This window comes from Sphingomonas sp. 2SG (assembly GCF_005503285.1).
Classification (GTDB): Bacteria; Pseudomonadota; Alphaproteobacteria; order Sphingomonadales; family Sphingomonadaceae; genus Sphingomonas; species Sphingomonas taxi.
Window position 1 is genome coordinate 1 of the sequence record NZ_SCMZ01000043.1, and the last position, 17,481, is coordinate 17,481.

19 protein-coding genes, 1 tRNA gene and 1 pseudogene are annotated in these 17,481 nt (G+C 69.1%); 9 read left to right on the forward strand and 12 right to left on the reverse strand.

Going from position 1 to position 17,481, the window contains the following annotated elements; translation table 11 throughout:
* Positions 1 to 7: 7 nt before the first annotated feature.
* From FFS23_RS15455 to FFS23_RS20190, 9 genes are all read right to left on the reverse strand, one after another.
* On the reverse strand, positions 8 to 361 hold the full coding sequence (locus FFS23_RS15455) for an HNH endonuclease (protein ID WP_137899298.1): 354 nt from the start codon (positions 359 to 361) through the stop codon (positions 8 to 10).
* A 161-nt stretch (positions 362 to 522) separates the two neighbouring features.
* Positions 523 to 1,053: a DUF6362 family protein gene (locus FFS23_RS15460; RefSeq protein ID WP_249340706.1), complete on the reverse strand. Its 531-nt coding sequence runs from the start codon at positions 1,051 to 1,053 to the stop codon at positions 523 to 525.
* 182 nt (positions 1,054 to 1,235) lie between these two features.
* Positions 1,236 to 4,067, reverse strand: coding sequence for a phage/plasmid primase, P4 family (locus FFS23_RS15465; protein ID WP_171009514.1), 2,832 nt, complete (start codon positions 4,065 to 4,067; stop codon positions 1,236 to 1,238).
* A 46-nt stretch (positions 4,068 to 4,113) separates the two neighbouring features.
* The gene (locus FFS23_RS15470; RefSeq protein ID WP_137899300.1) at positions 4,114 to 4,746 is read right to left on the reverse strand and encodes a hypothetical protein; all 633 of its coding nucleotides are present in this window, start codon (positions 4,744 to 4,746) and stop codon (positions 4,114 to 4,116) included.
* A gap of 2 nt (positions 4,747 to 4,748) precedes the next feature.
* Positions 4,749 to 5,891: a DNA polymerase III subunit beta gene (gene dnaN / locus FFS23_RS15475; RefSeq protein WP_137899301.1), complete on the reverse strand. Its 1,143-nt coding sequence runs from the start codon at positions 5,889 to 5,891 to the stop codon at positions 4,749 to 4,751.
* Entirely contained in the window at positions 5,888 to 6,523 is a 636-nt protein-coding gene (locus FFS23_RS15480; RefSeq protein ID WP_137899302.1) for a hypothetical protein, read from the reverse strand. The genes dnaN and FFS23_RS15480 overlap by 4 nt, the downstream gene beginning before the upstream one ends.
* Positions 6,524 to 6,637: 114 nt before the next feature.
* Positions 6,638 to 6,913, reverse strand: coding sequence for a hypothetical protein (locus tag FFS23_RS15485; protein WP_137899303.1), 276 nt, complete (start codon positions 6,911 to 6,913; stop codon positions 6,638 to 6,640).
* Positions 6,910 to 7,389: a hypothetical protein gene (locus tag FFS23_RS15490; RefSeq protein WP_137899304.1), complete on the reverse strand. Its 480-nt coding sequence runs from the start codon at positions 7,387 to 7,389 to the stop codon at positions 6,910 to 6,912. The genes FFS23_RS15485 and FFS23_RS15490 overlap by 4 nt, the downstream gene beginning before the upstream one ends.
* Positions 7,389 to 7,667: a hypothetical protein gene (locus FFS23_RS20190; RefSeq protein ID WP_171009515.1), complete on the reverse strand. Its 279-nt coding sequence runs from the start codon at positions 7,665 to 7,667 to the stop codon at positions 7,389 to 7,391. The genes FFS23_RS15490 and FFS23_RS20190 overlap by 1 nt, the downstream gene beginning before the upstream one ends.
* 18 nt (positions 7,668 to 7,685) lie before the next feature.
* On the opposite strand from FFS23_RS20190, the gene FFS23_RS15495 reads away from it, so the two are divergent.
* The 8 genes and pseudogenes from FFS23_RS15495 to FFS23_RS20740 form a co-directional block, all read left to right on the forward strand.
* The gene (locus FFS23_RS15495) at positions 7,686 to 8,339 is read left to right on the forward strand and encodes a LexA family protein (protein WP_171009516.1); all 654 of its coding nucleotides are present in this window, start codon (positions 7,686 to 7,688) and stop codon (positions 8,337 to 8,339) included.
* 366 nt (positions 8,340 to 8,705) lie between these two features.
* Positions 8,706 to 9,113: a hypothetical protein gene (locus FFS23_RS15500; RefSeq protein WP_137899306.1), complete on the forward strand. Its 408-nt coding sequence runs from the start codon at positions 8,706 to 8,708 to the stop codon at positions 9,111 to 9,113.
* On the forward strand, positions 9,113 to 9,328 hold the full coding sequence (locus FFS23_RS15505) for a hypothetical protein (protein ID WP_137899307.1): 216 nt from the start codon (positions 9,113 to 9,115) through the stop codon (positions 9,326 to 9,328). The genes FFS23_RS15500 and FFS23_RS15505 overlap by 1 nt, the downstream gene beginning before the upstream one ends.
* Entirely contained in the window at positions 9,328 to 9,510 is a 183-nt protein-coding gene (locus FFS23_RS15510; protein WP_137899308.1) for a hypothetical protein, read from the forward strand. Before FFS23_RS15505 ends, FFS23_RS15510 begins: the two co-directional genes overlap by 1 nt.
* Positions 9,507 to 10,085: a hypothetical protein gene (locus tag FFS23_RS15515; RefSeq protein WP_137899309.1), complete on the forward strand. Its 579-nt coding sequence runs from the start codon at positions 9,507 to 9,509 to the stop codon at positions 10,083 to 10,085. The genes FFS23_RS15510 and FFS23_RS15515 overlap by 4 nt, the downstream gene beginning before the upstream one ends.
* On the forward strand, positions 10,082 to 10,318 hold the full coding sequence (locus FFS23_RS15520) for a hypothetical protein (protein WP_137899310.1): 237 nt from the start codon (positions 10,082 to 10,084) through the stop codon (positions 10,316 to 10,318). Before FFS23_RS15515 ends, FFS23_RS15520 begins: the two co-directional genes overlap by 4 nt.
* Positions 10,319 to 10,320: 2 nt before the next feature.
* Positions 10,321 to 10,779, forward strand: coding sequence for a hypothetical protein (locus tag FFS23_RS15525; protein ID WP_137899311.1), 459 nt, complete (start codon positions 10,321 to 10,323; stop codon positions 10,777 to 10,779).
* Positions 10,780 to 10,872: 93 nt separating this feature from the next.
* Positions 10,873 to 11,889: pseudogene (locus FFS23_RS20740) on the forward strand (recombinase family protein); the annotation flags it as partial.
* A gap of 568 nt (positions 11,890 to 12,457) precedes the next feature.
* Here the strand turns inward: FFS23_RS20740 and FFS23_RS15535 are convergent.
* A tRNA-Gly gene (locus FFS23_RS15535) sits at positions 12,458 to 12,531 on the reverse strand.
* Positions 12,532 to 12,640: 109 nt separating this feature from the next.
* Here FFS23_RS15535 and FFS23_RS15540 point away from each other — a divergent pair.
* Positions 12,641 to 13,183, forward strand: coding sequence for a pseudouridine synthase (locus FFS23_RS15540; RefSeq protein WP_137899313.1), 543 nt, complete (start codon positions 12,641 to 12,643; stop codon positions 13,181 to 13,183).
* Between the two features lie 12 nt (positions 13,184 to 13,195).
* On the opposite strand, the gene nagE is transcribed toward FFS23_RS15540, so the two are convergent.
* Together nagE and ptsP are read right to left on the reverse strand one after the other, a co-directional pair.
* Positions 13,196 to 14,902, reverse strand: coding sequence for an N-acetylglucosamine-specific PTS transporter subunit IIBC (gene nagE / locus FFS23_RS15545; protein ID WP_249340707.1), 1,707 nt, complete (start codon positions 14,900 to 14,902; stop codon positions 13,196 to 13,198).
* Positions 14,899 to 17,388: a phosphoenolpyruvate--protein phosphotransferase gene (gene ptsP, locus FFS23_RS15550; RefSeq protein ID WP_137899314.1), complete on the reverse strand. Its 2,490-nt coding sequence runs from the start codon at positions 17,386 to 17,388 to the stop codon at positions 14,899 to 14,901. Before ptsP ends, nagE begins: the two co-directional genes overlap by 4 nt.
* Positions 17,389 to 17,481 lie beyond the last annotated feature (93 nt).

Sequence of the window (17,481 nt, forward strand, 5' to 3'; positions counted from 1 at the left end):
CGCCCCTTCAGTCCGCGCGCTGCTCCTCGCGCTGTTTCAGGCTGTCGTGGCACGGCTTGCACAGGCACCACAGGTTCCGGTCATCCCAGAACAACGCCTCGTCGCCGCGGTGCGGCTTGCGGTGATCCGCGACCAGCTGCGACGTGTCGGCCTCGACCCGGCCGCAGCCCGGCCACTGGCAGGTGAACAGATCGCGCAGCAGGATCGACATGCGCAGCTTCTGCCAGCGCGACGTCTTGTACCACTTGCGCGATGCACGTTGGTCGCGCTGCCGATCGAACGACTGCCGATCGGCAGGCACGCTCGCGAGGCGAGGGCGCAGGCCACCGAGGCGTGGCCGCAGGCTGGTCAGCTTGGCCACGTCGATCGCCTGTAAACGGCGACGGGCGACGTGACCGAAGCCGCGCCGCCCGTCGAGGAGAGGAAGTCACCGTGTTGCGTCCGAAGGCCCAACCCAGCGTGTCAATAAATAGGCTGATTTCGTCGCATAGGCGAACAGGTAAAATGTTGGCGGCGGCAACTTTAGCCCATTGACACGTCTAGCCTAGGACTTCTGCGGCTTTGGGCCTGAGCGATCATTGTGATCGCTCGCGAATAGCGCATCCTCAGCCCGTCAGCGCCCCGCTTCACGCCCATCTTCCGCATCAGCTCGATCCAAGACACCTCGCGCTTGCCTTGCGCCAGCTGGACGATCGCCAGCCCGATCAGCTTGCGGTCGTCCGGGGCGACGCCGTCAAGCCAACCGAACGCCTCCTCCATCTCGCTGATCTCGGCACGCGTCTGCGCAGCCGGCCGCAGCACGGCGCTAGTGCCGTCGCCACCGCGCGCATCGTAGTCGCCGGCCCACACGTCGCGGCTGATCTCCGGCCATGCCGAGCGCAGCGTCTGCCAGCCGCGCTCCCGATCCGGATAGCGCCAGCAGGTGAGCAGCGCCTCGACGAGACGATCCTCGACCGCCGTGAACGACAGGAACTGTCCCTTGGGAGGGTCAACATCGTCCCTCCCAACGATGGGAGGAAGATTGGGAGGGTATAGACGGGAGAAATCAGCCACTTATCTGTCCTTTGGGAGGTTGGGAGGTAAATAACAGGAGGATGATCGTGTGTGCGCCTGCGCCTGCGCGCTACGGAGAGGGGCTGCGATTTGCCTCCCAAGCTCCCACACCCTCCCAAACCCGCAGAAAACCGCGGTTCCCGGTCGGGTGCTATCCTCCCAGATCAGGGAGGTTGGGAGGATCAAGGCGGCAGATCGTCGTAATCGTCACCCATTTCAGGGGGTGCGGGGGGCGATCCACGGCCGTCCTTGTGTCGGGGTGCGGGGAGATCGGTCTCGACGGCGCGGCCTTCGCGGACGAAGTCGGTGGCGACGTAGAGCGGCCAGACGTCGCTCCAGACCATCGAGCTGGACTTGCGCTTGTGGAAGTTCTTCCGCTCCAGCTGCTGCCCGAGATACTTGGGGGACCACGGCTTGCCGCTGGCGGGGAGCAGCTGCGCCCACGTCTGCCACGCGGCGAACAGCTCGTGCAGGGCGCTCGACCCCATCGTCTCGCCCTGCACACGCTCGATGCACAGCGCGAGGAACTTGCCGAGGATGTCGTTCTCGTCGAGATACGCCTCGGTCGCCTCCTTGATCGTCTCGGGCAGCGGCAGGCCAGTGGTGAGATACTGAAGCGCGCCGGCGACCATCCTGTTGAGGATGCCGCTCGACTCCTTGACGAGCTTCGCCTTCAGCAGCGGGTCCTGATGTTCGTGTGGGATGATGACGTCCCACGGCACGAGCTGCATGCGCCGCCTGATGCCGTGGTCGGTGCCGATCCGCGGCTTGTTGTTCGCGATGATCGTGTTCTTGAAGGTGATGATCAGCTCGAACGGCGGCTTCATCAGCTCGCGCACGCCACCCTTCGGTTCATCGCTGGTCAGTTCCTTGACGAGGCCGTCGGAGAGCTTCGATCCCTCCTCGGCCTCGTTGGCGTAGACCATGCGTCGACCGGCGAGCGCGGCGAGGTCGGGCGATGCGTCCGACCCCTTTCGCGACCGGTCGGCTTCCATGAAGGTGTTGATCGACGCCGCCCAGGCATAGTCGCCGAGGATCGCGCGCTTGGTGTTGATCCAGACGCCCTTCCCGTTCGCGCCCTCGCCGTAGAAGATCGCCATCTTCTGCGCCGACGCGTCGCCGAGCATGTTGTACCCGGCCCAGACGTCGAGGAACTCGCGCATCTCCGCCTTCGGCTGCACACGCTCAAGGAACGCATCATAGGACGGGCATCTTGCGGCAGGCACGAATGCCGCGGTGCCGATTTTGGTGATCAGATCCTCGCGTCGCGGGTCGACCAGCTTGACCGATGCCGAACGACCATCCTCGCCGCGCACGAAAGACAGGGTGCCGTTGGCCATGTTGACCAGAAGCGGGTCGGCGTCGAAGTCGGCCGGCCGCGCGGTGATGCGCGCCTCGGCCATCTTCGGCAGGCTGGCGATATGCCCTGCCCCTTCCGACGTGCGTCCCCATTTCGAGATCGTCTCGGACAGCAGCACGGTCGTGCCGTCGCGCTTCGTCAGCACGACGCGATCGTGCCGGCCCTTCTGCTGCTCCGCGTGCGCGGCGAGCTGCGCGTCGTCGGCGTCCGCCGGCGGATCGGCGGCGATGCCGCTTTCGCGGACGAAGGTCGCCTCCTCCTGGATAGCACGCACCGTGTCCTGCACGGCGCGGCCGAGAAGGCTGACCGCCATGTCGCGGTTCCAGCGCCGACCGTCCCACGCGAGCCACCCCCATTGCTCGACGAACAGGAAGTCGCGACCGTAGCGGCGGAGGAATCGCTGGAGATTGCCGAGATCGGTCTGAGGCAGGAACGCACATTCCCGCGCGAGATCCTCGCCCCCGGACCCCTTCCCCATATGATGACCACCGGTGGCTCCCATCTGGGAGCTTGGCTTGCCATTCCCCTCCGGGCCGGGGGCGGGGGGTGAACCGCGGGAGGATTGTCGAGGAGGACCGCGCTCTCTGCGGGCGCGCGAGGCGGCAGCGATCTCTGCGAGATCGCGCGGGCTTTGCAGGCCGGCTGTCCATCCGCTGTCGATCGTGGCGATGAGCTGTCGATCGTCATCGTGACCGGGATTGGAGCGCGCGGCGCCCTCGATCGCGGCGCGGGCGACCGCTTCGGACAGCGCGCCGGCCGCGACGAGCGTGGCGACCTTGAAGGCTCCCTCGTTGAGCTGCGCGTTGCGCTGCCCCGACCCCGCGCGCGCGATGTCGCGGCATTCGCCGTCGAGCGCCGCCAGGGCGTACTTGCGCACGTCGTCGTCGACGTCGCCGGCAAGCGCGGCCGGCGCCCCTGCCCGCCGCGCCGCCACGGGCTTGCCGCCCTTGCCGTCCCGCTTCTTCTTCGGCTCGCGCAGGATGCGCACCAGCTCGGGCGGTGCCGGCGCGATCGACGCGACGTCGGCCCAGTCGCCATGCAGCCAGGTGTACGGTCCCGGCCCCTTGGAGCCGCCGGACTCGAGATCGCCGATCCGCTCCGACGGCGGCACGATGACGTAACCGCCCTGCCCGCGCACATCGATGTGATCGGGCAGATTGCCGCGGTTCCCGATCGGCTCGCCGTCGGGCATCAGGAAGAACTTGTGCTCGCCGTTGGACGGCGTCTGCGATGTCAACGTGTCGGGCAGCGCCACGCCCATCTCGACCATCAGCGCCGCCTTCAGCAGATCGACGGACCAGACCTTCTCCTCGACGCCCTCGCGCAGGACCTCGCCGGTCTGTTCGTCGATCACTTCCGGAACGGCGGGGTCGGTGCGGGGATCGAAGTCGATCAGCAGCAGGCCGCTTGCGCCGGCGTTGAGGCCGATCTGCGCGCGCGGCCACTGGCGCCACCATGCGGCGATCTGCTCCTCGTCACGGGTCGCCTGGTGCAGGCCGCCCGTCTTGGGGACCGGCTTGCCGTCCGGGCCGGGCTCGCCGACGACGAGCGGCCGTCCGTTCCTGTGATTGCAGGGAAAGACGAACCAGCCGCGACGAGCGAATGCAATCGCCGCCTGCCCCAAAGGCGAGAGCGACGGGGAATTGGTGGACACGTACTGGATACCCCCGGTCGCAGGCATCAGCCCGCGGTGTTGTCGATCAGGCGAACAGCGCCTTGGCCTGTGCGAGCTTCTCCTCGGCTCGCGCCGCGCGATTCTCGGCGATCTCCGCCCGCGTCACCGCGGCGTCGATCGCGTCCTGCACCTTGGCCTCGAACAGCTCGCGCAGCTGCTCGCAGAGGTCCTCGATCGACGCGGGGGCGACGGCCTTGACCGTCCGGGCGTTCTTGTCTGCGGGCATCGGGACTTCCTTCGGCATGGGTGCTTCCGGCTTCGGTCGAGCCGGTTTCGGGTTGACGGTTTTCAGAAGGGCCGCGGCGTTCTCAGCGACGACGGCAGCGGCGGGCTTTCGACCCCGCCGCACGATCTCGGCGAGGCGCGCCGCGGCGCGATCGACGTCGGCATCGGTCTTCTTCACGATGGGCGCGACGCGGCCGACGCCGGCGATGGAGCCCTTCGAACGGCCGAGCGCTATGCGGCGGTCGGGACCATAGCCCTTGATCGTGATCTTGCCCGCGTCGGCCAGCTCGGCCAGCAGCGTGCGCGCCGACTCGGTGCTATCGAAGCCGAACAGCTCGCAGATCTCCGCATCGGTCGGCGTCGGCAGCCCGGCGTCGAGCTTCTGCTCGATCCACGACAGCATGCGCGCGAGGTTGAGCTTGGCGTGCGCCATAGTCAGACCCTCAACGGCATGAGGACGAACGTCGCGTTGGCACCTTCGCGATCGCGCCAGAGCGCCGGTCCGGCGCTGTCCGTGAACGTAACCTCGATCTGATCGGCGGTAAGGTGACCGAGCACCTCGCCGAGGTAGCGGGCGTTGAAGCCGATCGTCAGCGCCGGCCCCGCATAGTCGCAGGGCAGCTCCTCGACGGCCGTGCCGTTCTCCGGGCTGGTGACCGACAGGACGATCATGTCCATGTCGAACACCATCTTCACCGCGCGCGTCTTGTCCGACGAGATCGTGGTGACCCGCGCGACCGAGACCGCGAGCTGCTCGCGGTCCACCTTCAGAAGCGAGGTGTGCGACGACGGGATCGAGCGGGTGTAATCCGGGAACGTCCCGTCGATCACCTTCGAGTGGACGACCGTCTGGCCGATCTCGACGCGCAGGCTGGTGGCGGAGACGCGGACCTCGATCTGGCCTTCGTGGCGGTCCAGCAGCGAGGTCAGGACCTTGACGATCTTGCGAGGAATGATGACGTCCGGCAGCGTCTCGGCGCCCGACGGCAGCGCCATCACGCCGCGCGCGAGGCGATGGCCGTCGGTGGCGGCGAACCGCAGATCGGCGCCCTCCGGCGCATGCATGAACACGCCGCCCAGATAGTAGCGCGTCTCCTCGGTCGACGCGGCGAAACCGACGGTCGACAGCGCGCCGGACAGGTAGATGGCCTGCATCTCGAACTCGACGTCCCAGTCCTTGCTCGGCAGCACCGGAAAATCCTCGATCGGCAACGTCGGCAGCGAAAAGCGCGACCGCCCAGCCGAGACGGTCAGCTTGCCGTCGGCGAAGGCGAAGCGGACGGCGGCATCGGCCGGCAGCTTCTTGGCGATGCGGTTGAGCACGTCGGCCTCGACGGTCAGCGACATCGGGTCGGCCGTCCCGTCGAGCGCGACGTGCCGCTCGCCCCAGGCTTCGAGGTCGGTAGCGGTCAGGGTCAGCGCGCTGGGCGTCACCACCATCAGCACGTTCGAGAGGACGGGAATGGTGTTGCGCTTCTCGACGACGCCGGCGACGTCGGCGAGCGCGGCGCGCAGCGCGGGCACCTCGATCTCGAACGAACGCGCGGGCTCGGCCGCCTGCACCTGCTTCTTCGTCATGCGGCGATCCCTGTAATGAGGCCGTTGGAAAGGATGATGATCCGCCGATAGGTCGGTGCGGCGCAGCCCTGGACGCGGATCAGGTGGGCCGAAGCCATCGCCTCCAGCCCCGCCTTCACGTCGTCTTCGGTGAGCCCCGCCTTGGCGGCGAGCTGCCGGTCGGTCGGACACGGCCGGCCGTAGCGGGCGAACCGCTCCAGCACAGGCAGCAGCGCGTCGATCACCGCGGCCTCGCCGTCGGCGATCGGCTCCACCTTCGCAGCGAGCCGCGGACGTTCCAGCTTGGTGACCGCCGACGGCGTCGTCGTGCGCATCGCCGTGTAGTTGAACACGGTCGGATCAAGGGTCGACCGGGGGCGCACCAGCGACACCAGCCCCTGCTTCTGAAGATCGAGCATGCGCAGCCGACCGGCCGAGGTGATCGGCAGCGTCTGGCGCGTGGCATAGATGAACCGGTCGCCCGGCTTCGCGACCGCGAGCCAGGCGTTGATCCTATCGACGCCGGCAACGAGGCCGGTCATCTCGTCGAACATCGAACCCGACGAGGTGGAGGCTCGGGGGAACACCTCCGCCTCGTCGGCACACACGCGCCCGTCGGCATCGTGCATGTTGAGGGACGCGGGCTTAGCCATGAAGCACCACGCAGCAGTCCGGCGAGGACAGGAGGGTTGTGGGCCAACGCATGCCCGCCTCGCCGGCACGCGCGAGCCGGGGGATCATCGCCCCACGCGTGATCTCGTTGAACATCAGGCGGCGAGCCGGTCGGCGTCGAACCAGCCACCCGCCGGGCGGGACCGCCAATGCGTGCGGGTGATGCCGTCCTGCGTCGCGCGACCGATGTCGCGGACCAGCTCCTCGCCGGGGATCAGCGTTCCGTCGACGAGCGTCTGCAACGTCATTACCGGCACCTGCATGCAGTGCGACGCCAGCGGTAGGTTACCCTTGTAGGCGGCCTGGATGCGGCGGGCGAGCAGGCGCGCGCCCTCGTTCGCCGGCAGCGCCGGCAGATGCAGCTTCTTCATGCGGAATCTCCGATGATGGTGTCGAGGAGAGCGCGCATCTGCGCCGCGCGCTCGATCACGTCGTCGCACTCACTGCGCGCCTTGGCGGCATCGAGGTCGCAGAACTTGCCGTCGTTGAAGCCCGCACAGATCGCGGCGGTCAGCTCGCTGGCCTCGCGGCTCAGATCCGACAGCGCGGCGAACAGGTCCGCCGGGCGCGTGACGCTTGGCAGCTTCATGAAGACGCCGTCGGCCATGTTCGCCAGCTCGGTCGTGATGACCGCCTGCCCTGCTACCGCTTCGAGGGCGCGCACGACGTCGACTGGCGCGAAGCACTCCGCGTCCGCGGGCGACAGCGACGCATAGCGCGCGATCGTGCTCTTGCTGACGCGACAATCGCTGGCGGCGGCTTCCACGCCGCCCACCAGCCCGACCAGCTCACCGAAGGCGATCTTGAGCTTGCGCTCACGCACCGCGCTGGGGACGATCGCGCCCATTATGCCGCAGCCTGATGGGAAATTTTGGGCGAAGTTCCCGATGACGTTGTCGCCTCGTCGCCGATAGGTGGAAGCTCGACGCCGTGCTCTGCGGCGATCGCTTCAACGTTGACGGAAGGCAGCTCGTCTTGAGCAATGCGACGCAGATGATCGAGACGCGAGGCCGAGAGGCCCGTCCGGCGCCAGTGATGCACGGTCGAAACGCCGGTGCGGGCTCGATTGGCTACCGCAGTCGTGCCGCCGAGCGCGTCGATCAGTGCATTCGCGAAGCTGTCCATAGCCGGAGATATGCCGAAATGGCATTTTCAGAGCAAGAGCTATTTTGCCAGAATGGCATTTGCCATATCGGCATAGCCGATGGCCTAACGCGCGACATGGACATCGAAGAGATCCGCGCGCGCATGAAGGAGCGCAATTACAATCAGGGCGATCTGGCAAATTTGCTCGGCATCGACCCAACGGCGGTATCAAAGCGCCTGACGGGCAAGCGCGCCTTCAAGCATTCCGAAATGCTGAAGGTAGAGGCATGGCTCGGGTACGAGGGCGGCGATCCCGAACTTCCAGCCGCCAACGTGCGGATGATACCGATCATCGGCCTAGTTGCGGCAGGCACGATGAAGGAGGCCGTCCAACAATCGATGGGCGACATGCCGGTTCCTGCGTCAACACCACCAGGGGCAGTCGCGCTGCGCGTAGACGGAGACTCAATGGACATGGAAATCGAAGATGGCGGTACCGTCATCGTCGATCGAGACGACAGAACACTGTTTCCGGGTCGGTTATACGTAATCGTTAACGGTGAAGGCGAGGCTACCTTTAAGCAGTTCGAGAGCGAGCCGGCCCGCCTAGTACCCAGATCTACGAACCCATCGCACTCGACGATTTTCATAGGTGACGGTACGACGTTTAAGGTTTTCGGCCGAGTGACGGCGCTTCACAGACTCCGCTAGCTCGTGTGCTTCATCGAAAGCCATCCACTCCTGACGAACATCCAACCCGCCGGGCACAGTGATGAAGAAGCAGCCGTCCTCGTCATAAGAACCCAGGCCTTCGGCCATCAGGTCGCGGCGAGCGTCCCGCCTGCCGAACCTCCAAGGGCCTACCGGAACGCCGAAGCTGGTTGCTCTACACCACTCGATCACCTTTCTACTCACGACTCACCGGCTCCCTCCGACAAGCGAGATCTGGAACAAAAAGGGTACGACGAGCAACAGAGAAGAGAGTAAATGCCAATACGGCATAATGTGAGTTGACGTAATATGCCATAATGGCAGATAAAGACACCATCAGGGCACCCCGCCCGATGGGAGCACGCCGTGCAACTTGCCAACCTTTTCCGCGAGGCCGACGCGACCGGCGCCCTCGTCACTGACTTCCACATCGACAAGGACCCGCCGGTCACCCGGCGGCTGATCCCGCACACGCTTAGCCATCACGCTGCTGCGCGGCCGTTCAACCGCCAGCCGCTGGTGCTCGCCGGGCGTGACGCCACCGCGGCCCGCCTGAAGGCCGTCGTCGGCCGGGCGCGGGGTAAGTCGACGACGCATCCGCTGCGCCGGCCGACGGTGCCGCAGCTCGCCATGCCCCGCCTCGCCGCCCTGTGCGACGCCGCGGAGGATTGCGCGCGCGGCATGCTTGACCGGATGATCGTCGTCGCCATCGGCGGCCTCGCCGTCTGGGTCGGCGGCCCGGTGCTGCTGACCATGGTCGCGGGGACGCTCTGATGGCGAGCCGCACCCCGCCGGAGCGCAAGATCCGCAGCCCCTACAGCGGCAACCTGTTCAACTGCCCCCACGGTTGCGGCTGCCCCGACTGCGCCAGCCGTCCCCCGCGCCCGCTCGTCAGGGCGATTGTCGCGCTGCTCGCGCTGACCGTGCTGCTCGGCGGGACCACCCTCGCCGCCCGCGCCGTCTGGGCGCTGATCAAAGGGCAGTGGTGATGCGTCGCCACCTCATCCCCCGCTTCGAGTGGGGCGGCTGGCGCGGTGACGGCCTGACCGTCGTCCCGCGCGTGCTGCGCTCGCACCCCGAATGCCGCCATGACGAGGTCAAGGGCGGCATCCTCACCATCCAGTGGCTCGGCCTGATCGTCGAGCTGTCTATCGGAAGGGTCACACAATGACCGAAGCTCCCCTACGCACCCTCGCCGGCGACACGCCGCAGGCCGCCGAGATTATGGCGATCGTCGAACTGTGGCGCGCAGCCTTCGCCAAGAGCGAGACGATGGCCGGCCGCGGCACCCCCGAGAGCGTCAGCCCGGACGCGATCTCCTTTGCCGCTTCCGCCGCGGCGGTCTTGGCCGGGACCTACTTCGGCAACGCCATCATCGCCGGTCTCGCGACCGATCAGGACAAACGGCGTGCCTGCGAGGCGTTCGCACGCAATTTCAAGACCGGGATCGACATCGGCAAGCGGCACGCTGCGCGTCGTCGCCAGCATGCCGGTCGGAGGCCACGCATGACGCCGGCGGTTCCCGACCCTCGCGCCATCGCCGCTGGCCTGTCGATCGGCCAGCGCCTGACGATCCGCGGCCTCGACCGCGACTATGTGCCGCTCGGCTGCGCAGCCACCACAGCGAAGCGCCTGGAGCGCCGCAGCCGCAAGCGTCCGGCGCTGGCGATCAGCCGCGCCGGCGCCGACGGGCGCGAGTTCGCCCTCAACGACATCGGCGTGGCCGTGAAGGAGGTGCTCAGGTGAGCGATACTCGAAAGCACGAAGTTCACGTCAGCATGGAGGCCCCGATCAAGTGGGCGACGCGCACCTTCTTCCGCGCCACTCGGCGTCACGTCGGCGGGATCGTGCTCGGCTTCGCGCCGACCTTCTTCGCGATCGGCGCGGAGCTGATCACCGGTAGGTCTCGCGGCGCCGCGCTGATGATCGGGCCGTTCTGGCTCGGGTTCGCATTATCGCGCTTAGACCAAGACAGCTGACGATGCCCGCGCCCACCCTGACCGCCCCGCAACACCGTCGCCAATGCGCTCGCGCGGCGCTGACGCTGCTGCACGCCCGCGAGCAGGGTTATCCAGCTGCCGTCGAGGCGGGGAAGATCACCGCGGCCGGCGCCGAGCGCGGCATCCACCTTGCGCGATGCATCGTCGAGCAGTGGCGGTGGGTGATCGACAAGACGCAGCCGCCCTGCCCCGAGTTCGACGAGCGCACCGATCGATTCGGCGCGTTCAACTTCGAACTGGCGGCCGAGCTGGATCGAGCAGCCGAGCGGCAGCGCGCTATCGCAAAACGCAAGGCGGCCGACGCCGGCGCCGCGGAGCTGGCCGACCTCTACGAGGCGCTCGCGTCGCACCAGCGGGCGCACGCCGGAGCGGCGTGGATCGTCCATATCGTCGACGTCGAGCGATCGGCCGCGGCAAAGGCGCTCGCGAGGGCCGCATGAAGCACGACCCTGCCCTCATCGATCTGGTGAAGGCCCTTGCGCGGGCAGCAGCCGCGCGGGACATAGCAGCCTCGCGACCTAAGGACCCGACCCGTGCGGACCGTCATCTACGCCCGTTTCTCCAGCCAGCTTCAAAATAGCCGGTCGATCGACGATCAGATCGCGGTCTGTCGCGAGCGCGCAGATCGGGAAGGCTGGACGATCGTCGACGTCTATACCGACTATGCCATCAGCGGCGCGGCCGGGATCGGCGAGGCGCAGCGCCCCGGTCTGGCTGCCATGCTGGCGCGGGTCGAGGCAGGCGGCGTCGAGCAGGTGCTCACCGAATCGACCGACCGCATCGCCCGGCATGAGGGCGACAGCTTCGCGATCCGCGAGCGGCTCCAATTCGCCCGAGCGCGACTCTTCACCCTTTCCGACGGCGAGGTCACGAACCTCACCGGGACGATCAAGGGCCTTATGGACGCGCAGTTTCGCAAGGAGCTCGGCGCCAAGATCAAGCGAGGCCAGCGCGGCACCGTGGCGCAGGGCCGCAGCCCGGCCGGCATCGCGTATGGCTATCGAACCGCCAACCGCATCGATCCGAACGGCCGGCCCGTCCGCGGGCTCCGCGCGATCGATGAAGAGCAGGCCGAGATCGTGCGTCGCATCTTCCGCGAGTATGCCGCCGGCATCAGCCCGCGCGGTATCGCGCAGCGGCTCAACGCCGACGGCATCCCCGGCCCGCGCGGCGGTGCGTGGAAGGCGACGACGATCGCGGCCGACAGGACGCGGGGCAATGGGCTTATCCAGAACCAGCTCTACATCGGCCGCATCATCCACAATCGGACATCGAAGATCGTCGAGCCGGTCACGCGATCGGTGCGCATCAGGCCAAACCCGTCCTCGGACTGGATCATCGAGGAGGTGCCATCGCTGCGCATCGTCGATGACGCCCTTTGGGAGGCCGTCCAGGAGGGCCGCGGCAGCTATGAGACGCCGCAACCGCAGACCGCGCGTCGCCCCAAGCACATGCTGTCCGGGCTAGGCGTTTGTGGCGTCTGCGGGAGCGGCTGGATCGTGAAGGGCAACGGCTATTGGGCGTGCGCCGGCCGCAAGGAAGGCAACAACTGCACGAACGAGCGCACCGTCTCGACCGCTCGCTACGAGGACCGGGTGCTGCATGGCCTGCGCGAGCAGATGCTCGATCCCGACCTGGTCGCGATCTTCGTCAAGGAATATCACGAGGCTCGCGCCCGCGGCCTCCGAGAAGAGCGCCAGAACCGGACGCGTTACGAGCGGCGACTGGCGGAGGCGTCCGGCAAGGTCGACCGCCTGGTTGCCGCGATCAGCGCCGGCGCCGGCGAGTTCGCCGAGGTGCGTGAAGCGCTCCAGCAAGCCCGCGCCGAGCGCGATGGGGCTCAGGAGGCGCTGTCAGAGATGGAGGCGCTTCCTGTCGTTGCGCTGCACCCCGCCGTGGTTACATCCTACCGGCGCGAGGTCGAGGAACTGCACGCCATGTTCGCCGACCCGGAGGCGAAGGCCGAGGCCGTCCCGAAGCTGCGCTCCATGATCGACCGGATCGTGCTCGTCCCGGCCGCGGAAGGTCGCGGCGTCGACATCAGCGTGGAGGGTCGCCTTGCGGCCATGCTCGCAATCGCTGGCGGCAATGCCGCGCCGAAGCCGATTACGGTAACGATGGAGCGGGTGAAGGGAATCGAACCCTCGTCGTAAGCTTGGGAAGCTTCTGCTCTACCATTGAGCTACACCCGCACAGGCCGCGGCGATGCGCGGCTTGGCTGAGCGCAGGCTGTAATCCGCCGGCCGGGGCAATGCAACGGCGATCATCGACACGCGCGCGTCCAGGCGATACCGCGCGGCCATGACCCTCGTGCTGTTCAACAAGCCGTTCGGCGTGCTCAGCCAGTTCACCGATCGCGGGTCGCCGACCACGCGGGCGACGCTCTCCGATCATATCGATCTGCCCGGCGTCTATCCCGCCGGGCGTCTCGATCGCGACAGCGAGGGGTTGCTGCTGCTCACCGACGACGGCCGGCTGCAGGCGCGGATCGCGGATCCGCGGTTCAAGCTCGCCAAAACCTATCTGGTGCAGGTCGAGGGCGAGCCCGACGATGCCGCGCTGGCGCGGCTGCGCGAGGGCGTCACGCTCAACGACGGACCGACCCGCCCGGCCGAGGTCGAGCGGATCGCCGATCCGGCGCTGTGGCCGCGCGATCCGCCGATCCGCGTCCGCGCGCACATCCCCGATTGCTGGCTGTCACTGACCATCCGCGAAGGCCGCAACCGCCAGGTGCGGCGGATGACCGCGGCGGTCGGGCATCCGACGCTGCGGCTGGTGCGCTGGCGGATCGGCGACTGGACGCTCGCCGACCTGCCGCCGGGGCAGCATCGCATCATCGGCTGAGCCGCGCCCGGCTCAGGCCGGCATCAGCAGATGCACCACGTCGGGCCTGGCCCAGACGACGGCGCGCACGTCGCCGCCGAGCGCCGCCTCGTCCACCTGTGCGCGGTCGCCGACGACCACGCGCAGCCGGCTGCCGTGGCGGCTCACCGCACCGACATTGCCCCGGCCGCCGAGCGCGGCGAGCAGCGCATCGGACAATGCGACCGGCGCAGCCGCGACGGGCGGCGGCGCGACCACCGCCGCCGCCGCGGCGGACGGCGCGGCGTCGAGCGCCGCGCGCATCTCCATCGCGAGCCCGTCGGCGATGCCGCCGACGATCACCTGCACCGCGGTCGGCGACGGGCGCAGCACGCCGCGCGCGCCGAGCTGACGCAGCCGCGGCTCGTCGATCGCCTGCGCGTCCGCCACCGCCAGCCGCAGCCGGGTGGCGCAGGCATCGATGCCGCGCAGATTGGCCGCGCCACCCAGTGCCGCGACGAACGCCGCCGCCTTGGCATCCGCCGCCACCGCCGGGCCGGCGGGCGTCGCCTCGGGCGCCTCGCGACCCGGCGTCGGCAGGTTGAAGCGCACGATCGCCCAGCGGAACAACGTATAATAGATCACCGCATAAGCGGCGCCGACCGGCAGCAGCATCAGCGGCCGCGTCGCCTTGCCGTAATTGAGCACGTAATCGAACAGGCCGGCGGAGAAGCCATAGCCGAGCTTGACGCCCAGCGCGTTCATGATCGCCTCGGCGAGGCCGCTGAGCAACGCGTGGATCGCGTAGAGCACCGGTGCGAGGAACATGAAGCTGAATTCGATCGGCTCGGTGACGCCGGTGAGGAACGAGGTCAGCGCGAGGCTGAACAGCATGCCGCCGACTTCCTTGCGCCGATCGGGCGCGGTGGCGTGGTACATGGCGAGGCAGGCGGCGGGCAGGCCGAACATCATCACCGGGAAGAAGCCGCTCATGAAGCCGCCCGCGGTCGGATCGCCGGCGAAGAAGCGGGTCAGGTCGCCGGTCTTGCCCTGATAATCGCCGACGACGAAATAGGCGACGTTGTTGAGGATGTGGTGCAGCCCGGTGACGAGCAGCAGCCGGTTGAGCAGGCCGAAGGCGAACAGGCCGAACCCGCCGGCGGCGACGACGCCGTTGCTCAGCGCGTCCATCCCGGCGTTGATCGTGCCGTAGCTCAGCCCCACCGCCAGCGCGATGACCAGCCCGGCGATGCCGGCGATGATCGGCACGAACCGCCGCCCGCCGAAGAAGGCGAGGTAATCGGGCAGCTTGAAGGTCGCGAAGCGATTGTAGAAGCCGCCGCCGACGAGGCCGGAGACGATGCCGATCGGCACCTCCAGCCGGTCGATCGCCGCCGTCTTCCATGCCGCGGACACGCCCGCCGCCAGCGCCGCCGGCACGTTGGCGAGCGTCGCCGCGGGCACCACCAGAAAGGTCTGCGCAGCGTTGACCGAGACGAGGTAGCAGACGACCCCCGCCATCGCCGCTGCGCCGTTGCCGTCGCGCGCGAAGCCGGTGGCGACGCCGACCGCGAACAGCAGGCCGAGGTTGGAGAACATCGCGTCGCCCGCCGCGCTGAGGAAGGCGATGTCGAGCAGGTCGGGCTGGCCGAGGCGCAGCATCAGCCCGGCGATCGGCATCACCGCGATCGGCAGCATCAGCGCGCGGCCGAGCGGCTGGAGGAAGCTCATCACCGAGAAACGGGAGGCGGGACGGGTCATCGGCTGATCTCCTCGGCGAAGCGGCGGGCGAGCGCGCGCACCCCGGCGGCATTTGCCGCAGCGAGCGCGGCAGCGGCATGGTCGCGCACCACCGCCATGGTGAGGCGGGCGACGAGCGCCTTGGTGGCGGGCACACGCGCCGGCGGCACCGACAGCGTGCGCACGCCGAGCCCGACCAGGATCGGCGCGGCGAGCGGATCGGCGGCGAGCCCGCCACAGACGCTGACCGGCACGCCGCGCGTTGCCGCGCCCTCGCAGGTCATGCGGATCAGCCGCAGCACCGCCGGATGCAGCCCGTCGATGCCGGCGGCGACCGCGGGATTGCCGCGATCCATCGCCAGCACATATTGGGTGAGGTCGTTGCTGCCGATCGACAGGAAATCGGCATGCGCCGCGATCAGGTCGGCGGTCGCCGCCGCCGCGGGCGTCTCGACCATCGCGCCGAGCTGCACCGGGCCGACGCCCAGTTCAGCACGCAGCCGGTCGAGCGCCTCGCGCACCGCGATCAGCTCGTCGATGCTGGCGACCATCGGCACCATGATGCGGCAGCGCTCGACCTCGGGCACCGCGAGGATCGCGCGCAGCTGCGTATCGAGCACCTCGGGCCGCGCCAGCGAGACGCGGATGCCGCGCAGGCCGAGCGCCGGATTCTCCTCGGGCGGGATCGCCAGATAGGGCGCGGGCTTGTCGCCGCCGACGTCGAGCAGCCGGATCACCACCGGCCGGCCCGGCAAGGCCGCGACGACGCCGCGATAATCCGCCGCCTGTTCGGCGACGTCGGGTGCGACCGACCGGTCGAGGAACAGGATTTCGGTGCGCAGCAGGCCGCAGCCTTCCGCGCCCGCCGCCGCCGCCGCCTCGGCATCGGCGACCGAGCCGAGATTGGCATAGACGTGGATCGCCTGTCCGTCGGCGGTCGCCGCCGGCCGGTCGCCCGCCGCCAGCGCCGCCGCCTCGGCCTCCGCACGCAGCGCGATCGCCGCGCGCGCCTGCGCCTGACGGTCGGGATGCGGATCGACGATCACCGCGCCGGCATCGGCGTCGAGAATGACCTGCATCCCGTCGGTGACGACCCGCACCGCCGCGCCGAGCGCCACGACCATCGGCACGCCCATCCCCGCCGCGAGCATCGCGACGTGCGAGGTCGGGCCGCCGCCGACCACGGCGAAACCGGCGACCTTGGCCGCGGTCAGGGCGGACAATTGCGACGGCAACAGATCGTCGGCGAAGACGATCGCGCCCGCCGGCACGGTCAGCGCCGCCGCGCTGGTGCCGAGGATCGCATGGACGACGCGCAGCGCGACGTCGCGGATATCGTCGGCGCGCTCGGCGATGCGCGCGTTGCCGGTCGCGCGGAGCTGCGCGCCCTGCCCTTCGGCCGCGGTCATCATCGCCGCCGCCGCCGCCATGCCGTTGGCGATCCCCGCCTCGGCGCGATCGCGCAGGTCGGGATCGTCGAGGATCGCGCGATGCGCGGCGAGCACGCCACCCATCTGCCCCGGCCCGCCCGCCGCCGCATCGAGCGTCGCCGCCACCGCGGCGATACCGTCCGCCAGCCGCGCCTGCTCGACCGCGACGCCCTCGCCCATCGTCGGCAATTCGGGCATCTCGAGCCGCAGCCAGAAGGCCGGCCCGATCGCCAGCCCCGGCGCCGCCGGCACGCCGGACAGCGCGCCCGCCTCGACGTCCCGCGCGACCGGCGGCCGCGGTGCGGGCGCAGGCGCCGGCGCGGCATCGACTTCGGCGGTGAGCAAAGCGACCACCGCATCGATGGCCGCCGCCGCCTGCCCGCCGCGCGCCGCGATCGTCACGTGGCGCCCCTGCGCCAGCCCCAGCGACAACAGCCCGATCGGGCTGCTCGCCGAGGCGGCCTCGCCGTTGCTGGTCAGCGTCACCTCGGCGCCGCTGTCGCGCACCGCCGCGACGATCCGCGCCGCCGGCCGCGCATGCAGTCCGTGCGGCAGCAGCACCACCGCTTCGCGCCGCAGCGTCTCGCCAGCGACCGCGCCGGCATCCGCCGCCACCGGCGCGCCCACGACGATCCGCGCCAGCGGCGCGCCGACCGCGACCAGCCCCTCGGCGGCGATCGTCTCGACGGCCCCCTCGCCCTCGACGAGGATCACCGGCGTCACCGCCGCCGCAGCGCCCTGCACCACCGCGTCGAGATCGAAGCGGATCAGCGGATCGCCCGCGCGCACCCGGTCGCCCGCCGCGACCAGCGGCATGAACCCCTGCCCGCCCAGCTTCACCGTATCGATGCCGATATGGATCAGCAGCGAGACGCCACCGCCGACATCCAGCGTCACCGCATGGCCGGCGGCGTGGATGGTGAGCACCTGCGCGTCGCACGGCGCGTGCAGCGTATCGCCGGTCGGATCGATCGCCAGACCCGGCCCCATCATCCCCTCGGCGAAGACCGGATCGGGAACGGCAGTCAGCGGCAGGACCCATCCCGCGAGCGGCGCCACCAACTGCACATCCGTCATTCGTCATTCACCTCTGGCCGGTCTCCCGCGCAGTGTATCGCACGCTAACCTGCTGACAATACCTATTGAATACCTTTGCGTAGGACCTTGCGC

Excerpts from the sequence above, each read along its gene's own strand:
- FFS23_RS15470 (WP_137899300.1), bottom strand. The coding sequence starts at position 4,746 with ATGGCGCACGCCAAGCTCAACCTCGCGCGCATGCTGTCGTGGATCGAG.
- dnaN (WP_137899301.1), bottom strand. The coding sequence starts at position 5,891 with ATGACGAAGAAGCAGGTGCAGGCGGCCGAGCCCGCGCGTTCGTTCGAG.
- FFS23_RS15480 (WP_137899302.1), bottom strand. The coding sequence starts at position 6,523 with ATGGCTAAGCCCGCGTCCCTCAACATGCACGATGCCGACGGGCGCGTG.
- FFS23_RS15485 (WP_137899303.1), bottom strand. The coding sequence starts at position 6,913 with ATGAAGAAGCTGCATCTGCCGGCGCTGCCGGCGAACGAGGGCGCGCGC.
- FFS23_RS15490 (WP_137899304.1), bottom strand. The coding sequence starts at position 7,389 with ATGGGCGCGATCGTCCCCAGCGCGGTGCGTGAGCGCAAGCTCAAGATC.
- FFS23_RS20190 (WP_171009515.1), bottom strand. The coding sequence starts at position 7,667 with ATGGACAGCTTCGCGAATGCACTGATCGACGCGCTCGGCGGCACGACT.
- FFS23_RS15495 (WP_171009516.1), top strand. The coding sequence starts at position 7,686 with ATGGCATTTTCAGAGCAAGAGCTATTTTGCCAGAATGGCATTTGCCAT.
- FFS23_RS15505 (WP_137899307.1), top strand. The coding sequence starts at position 9,113 with ATGGCGAGCCGCACCCCGCCGGAGCGCAAGATCCGCAGCCCCTACAGC.
- FFS23_RS15510 (WP_137899308.1), top strand. The coding sequence starts at position 9,328 with ATGCGTCGCCACCTCATCCCCCGCTTCGAGTGGGGCGGCTGGCGCGGT.
- FFS23_RS15515 (WP_137899309.1), top strand. The coding sequence starts at position 9,507 with ATGACCGAAGCTCCCCTACGCACCCTCGCCGGCGACACGCCGCAGGCC.
- FFS23_RS15525 (WP_137899311.1), top strand. The coding sequence starts at position 10,321 with ATGCCCGCGCCCACCCTGACCGCCCCGCAACACCGTCGCCAATGCGCT.
- FFS23_RS15540 (WP_137899313.1), top strand. The coding sequence starts at position 12,641 with ATGACCCTCGTGCTGTTCAACAAGCCGTTCGGCGTGCTCAGCCAGTTC.
- nagE (WP_249340707.1), bottom strand. The coding sequence starts at position 14,902 with ATGACCCGTCCCGCCTCCCGTTTCTCGGTGATGAGCTTCCTCCAGCCG.
- ptsP (WP_137899314.1), bottom strand. The coding sequence starts at position 17,388 with ATGACGGATGTGCAGTTGGTGGCGCCGCTCGCGGGATGGGTCCTGCCG.